The sequence below is a fragment of the Streptomyces sp. FH025 genome, from assembly GCF_017427025.1.
Taxonomy (GTDB): Bacteria; Actinomycetota; Actinomycetes; order Streptomycetales; family Streptomycetaceae; genus Kitasatospora.
In genome coordinates, this window is sequence record NZ_JAFLNG010000675.1 from 1 (window position 1) to 4,230 (window position 4,230).

The window sequence follows — 4,230 nt, forward strand, 5'->3', positions numbered from 1 at the left end:
CCTTGCCGGGCCCCGCGTCCGCACCGCCCCGACGTCACCGGCCGAGGAGACTCCATGCCGATCGCCTACTCCACGCTCGGCGTCCCCGGGCTGCCGCTGGCCGAGGCCGCCGGGCTCGCCGCCGACCACGGGTGGGACGGGCTCGAACTGCGCTGCGCCACGGGCGAGTCGGTCCACCCGGACATGACCGTGGGGGAGCGCCGCACCGCCGTCCGCACCCTGCGCGCCCACGGCCTGACCCCGCTCGCGCTCGCCTCCTACGTCGGCGTCGCCGCACCGGGACCGGACGCGCCGGTCACGGACGCGCTCCGTTCCCACCTCCACCTCGCCGCCGACCTGGGCGCGGCCGCCGTCCGGGTCTTCCCCCGCGGCGGCGACGGCCCCCGGGCCGAGGCCGACGCGCGCGCCGCCCGACGGCTCGCCGCCGTGGCGGGGGAGGCGCAGCGGCTGGGCGTACGGGTGCTCGTGGAGACCCACGACTCCCACCGGAGCGGACGGGCGGTGGCCGGACTGCTGGAGCAGGCCTCCCACCCCGCCCTCGGCGCGCTCTGGGACCTGATGCACACCCACCTCGCCGGCGAGACCCCGGCCGAGTCCCACGCCGCGCTCGGCCCGCACCTCGGCCACGTCCAGGTCAAGGACATCGCCGGCCCGCACGACCTCACCCCGCTCCCGCTCGGGGCCGGCACCCTGCCGATCGCGGACTGCCTGGGCCTGCTGCCGCCCGGTGCCTGGGTCTGCTGGGAGTACGAGGCGCCCTGGCACCCGGCCGCCGCCCCGCTGCCCCCACTGCTCGCCGCAGGCGCGGCGTTCCTCGCGGCGGCTGGCCACGCGGGTCCGGCAAGGGCGGGGAACAGCAGGTCCTAGGCGGGGAACAGCAGGTCCTAGGCCTGGGTCCGCACGCTGGTGCTCGGTCGGTACGGCGTTGGCCGGCCCGTGGTCCGGCACCGTTTCGACGTCGCGGCTTCTCGATCCGGGAGGAGACGGGAGGCCGAGGTCAGAGCTTGTAGCCGATCTGGCGCAGCAGGCTGTGGCGGTCTGCGGCGTCCTCGTCGGTCTCGACGCCGACCGGGGGGACGCCGTCGATCACGCCGATCACGCCGCGGCCCCGATCGGTGACGGCGAGCAGGACGTCGACCGGGTTGGCGGTCGCGCAGAAGATGCCGCACAGCTCGGGCACGAGCTTGACGGCGTTGAGGACGTTGACCGGGTAGCCGCCGCGCAGCAGGATCACGAAGGAGTGGCCGGCCGCGATCGCCTGCGCGTTCCGTACCGCGAGCGGCACCAACTCGTCGTCGTTGCCGGACCGGCGGACCAGGCAGGCGCCGGACGCCTCGCAGAAGGCGATTCCGAAGCGCAGATGCGGGCCCACCCCGGCCATCGTCTCGTGCAGGTCCTCCACGGTCTTGATGAAGTGCGACTGGCCGATGATCACATTCACGTCATCGGGCTTCTCGATGCTCACCACGTCGAAGGACAATCCGGCAGCGGCCATCAGGAACCTCTTGCTCCCGCTTGTTATCGGACGATGCATGTCGCTCCGATCATGTCCGCCGGACCCGCGTGCCGTCGGGACGGCACGCGGGCGAAGCGTCGCCGAGTGAGCCGGGACGCCGCGCCCGGAAGGCCGGGCTCGCCGCCCTCGCACTGGAGACCGGTTTTCGGCAGGCGTACCACCGGGACGCACCGTACGGATGGGCCGCCCCTTCACGGCACGTCCAGCTGCGGGATGATGAGGGGAGGTGGTGCACGGAGATGAGATGAACGACATACCGCCCACGACTGGCCTTGAGCCGGTGGCAGCGCGTCATCCGGACCTGGTGAGCACCGCAACGGCGGTGCTCGACGGTACCGGGGTGGTCATCGGCTGGACGCAGGCCGCCGAGGAACTCCTCGGCTACCGCCCGGCCGACGTGATCAGCCGGCCCGGTGCGGATCTGCTGGCGACGCCGGAGGACGTCCGGAGGACGACCCCCGCCGCCGCGCAATGCCGTGCGGGCCGCGCCTGGGGCGGTCTGGTCGCACTGCGGCACCGCGACGGGCGGCGGATCGACGCCGAACTCCGCGTTTCACCGCCCTTCGGTCTGGACGCCCGCGAGTGCTTCCTCGTCTCCGCGGTCGACCTCACCCGGCCGCCGTCGTGGGCGGTGAACGGGCAGGTCCTCGAAGGTTTCCTCACCCGCTCGCCGGTCGGCATGGCGGTGCTCGACCCGGAGCTGCGGTACGTCTGGATGAACGACACCCTGGAGCGCTGGGGCGGCGTCGCCCGTGCCGAGCGACTGGGGCGCGGGATGGAGAGCACGCTGCCCGGGCTGGACACCAAGGCGCTCGAAGACCGGATGCGGAAGGTGCTCGACACGGGCGAGCCGGTACTCGACTACGAGTACCGCGGATGGACCCTTGCGGAGCCCCGGAACGAGCACGCGTACTCGACCTCGTTCTTCCGGCTGGTCGACGCCGACGGCAACCTGCTCGGTGTGTGCTACATGGCCATGGACGTCACCGATCGTTGGAAGGCCCAGGAACGCCTTGGCCTGGTCAAGGAAGCCGGCACCCGTATCGGCAGCACCCTGGACATCGTGCACACCGCCCAGGAACTGGCCGACCTCGCCGTACCGAGCCTCGCTGACTTCGTCGCGGTCGACCTGCTCGAATCGGTCCTCCAGGGGGAAGAGCCCGCTCCGGCGTCGGTCACCACCAGGCCCGCGATGAGGCGGGCCGGCCTGCGGTCGGTCCGCGAGGGCAGCCCGGAAGCGGTGGCCGCCGTCGGGGATCCCATCAACGTGCTGCCGCCGTTCCGGGGCGGCCGGTACCTGGTGCAGGGCGAGCCGCTGCTGGTCCCGGTCCTGGACCCGGCCGAGGACAACGCATGGAGCGTCGAGCACCCGGCCAGAGGGGCGAAGATCCGCGAGTTCGGGCTCCATTCGCTCATCGCCGCACCTCTGCGGGCACGCGGTGTCACGCTCGGCCTGGCCACGTTCGTCCGATCGCTGAACCCGGCCCCGTTCGAGCCCGACGACCTCCTGCTCGCCGAAGAGCTCGCCACCCGCGCGGCCGTATGCGTCGACAACGCCCGCCGCTACACCCGCGAGCACACCGCGTCCCTCGCCCTCCAACACAGCCTTCTCCCGCACGCCCTCACCAGCGGCCCCGCCCTGGAAGTGGCCTCCCGCTACGTTCCCACCAGCACCCCGGGCGATGTGGGGGGTGTGGGCGGCGACTGGTTCGACGTGATCCCGCTCTCCGGTGCCCGCGTGGCACTCGTCGTCGGCGACGTCGCAGGCCACGGCATCACCGCAGCCGCCACCATGGGCCGGATGCGTACCGCCGTGCACACGCTCGCGGACATGGACCTGCCCCCCGACGAGTTGCTCGCCCACCTCGACGACCTGGTCATCCGCCTGATCGAGGAAGAGCCCGAGGACGAGGCCGCGGCCACAGCCATCCTGGGTGCCACCTGTTTGTACGCCGTGTACGATCCGGTCACCGGGCGGTGCGCGATGGCCCGGGCCGGGCACCCCCCGCCCGCCCTGGTCACCCCGGGCGGCACCGTCACCTTCTACGAACTGCCGGCCGGTCCGCCGCTCGGCCTCGGGTCGCTACCGTTCGAATGCGCCGAGGTGGACCTCCCCGAGGGCAGCATCATCGCCCTGTACACCGACGGCCTCATCGAGACCTTCGACCGAGACATCGACCTCGGCCGCCTGGGCCGCACCCTCACCCGCACCGATCTTCCGCTGGACGACCTGTGCGCCACGGTGATCGACAGCCTGCCGCCCGGACCGCCCATCGACGACGTCGCCCTGCTCGTGGCACGCACCAGAGTGCTGGCGCCCAGTCATGTCGCGACCTGGGACCTGCCTCCCGATCCCTCGGCCGTTTCCGACGCCCGCTCGCTCGCCACCACCCAACTCGCCCAGTGGGACCTGCGCGAACTCGAACTGGCAGTGGAGCTGATCGTCAGCGAGCTGGTCACCAACGCCATCCGGTACGCCCCCGGCCCGATCCGCCTGCGCCTGATCCGGCACTCCGTCCTGATCTGCGAGGTTTTCGACACCGACAGCACCGCGCCTCGCCTCCGCCACGCCCGTACCACCGACGAGGGAGGCCGCGGTCTGTTCATCGTGGCCCAACTCGCCCACCGCTGGGGCACCCGCTTCACGGCGGAGGGCAAGATCATCTGGGCCGAGTGCGCTCTGTCGGAGTCCGTCTAGCGGCGTGACCGTCACC

Annotated in this window: 3 protein-coding genes; 2 read left to right on the forward strand and 1 reads right to left on the reverse strand. The window is 72.5% G+C overall.

Annotated elements, in window-relative coordinates; all coding sequences use genetic code 11:
• The first annotated feature begins 54 nt into the window (after nt 1-54).
• The gene (locus J0670_RS31875; RefSeq protein WP_207815449.1) at nt 55-867 is read left to right on the forward strand and encodes a sugar phosphate isomerase/epimerase; all 813 of its coding nucleotides are present in this window, start codon (nt 55-57) and stop codon (nt 865-867) included.
• Between the two features lie 130 nt (nt 868-997).
• On the opposite strand, the gene J0670_RS31880 is transcribed toward J0670_RS31875, so the two are convergent.
• Entirely contained in the window at nt 998-1,495 is a 498-nt protein-coding gene (locus tag J0670_RS31880; RefSeq protein WP_207815450.1) for an adenosine-specific kinase, read from the reverse strand.
• 265 nt (nt 1,496-1,760) lie between these two features.
• On the opposite strand from J0670_RS31880, the gene J0670_RS31885 reads away from it, so the two are divergent.
• The gene (locus J0670_RS31885) at nt 1,761-4,214 is read left to right on the forward strand and encodes a SpoIIE family protein phosphatase (protein WP_207815451.1); all 2,454 of its coding nucleotides are present in this window, start codon (nt 1,761-1,763) and stop codon (nt 4,212-4,214) included.
• Nucleotides 4,215-4,230: the final 16 nt, after the last annotated feature.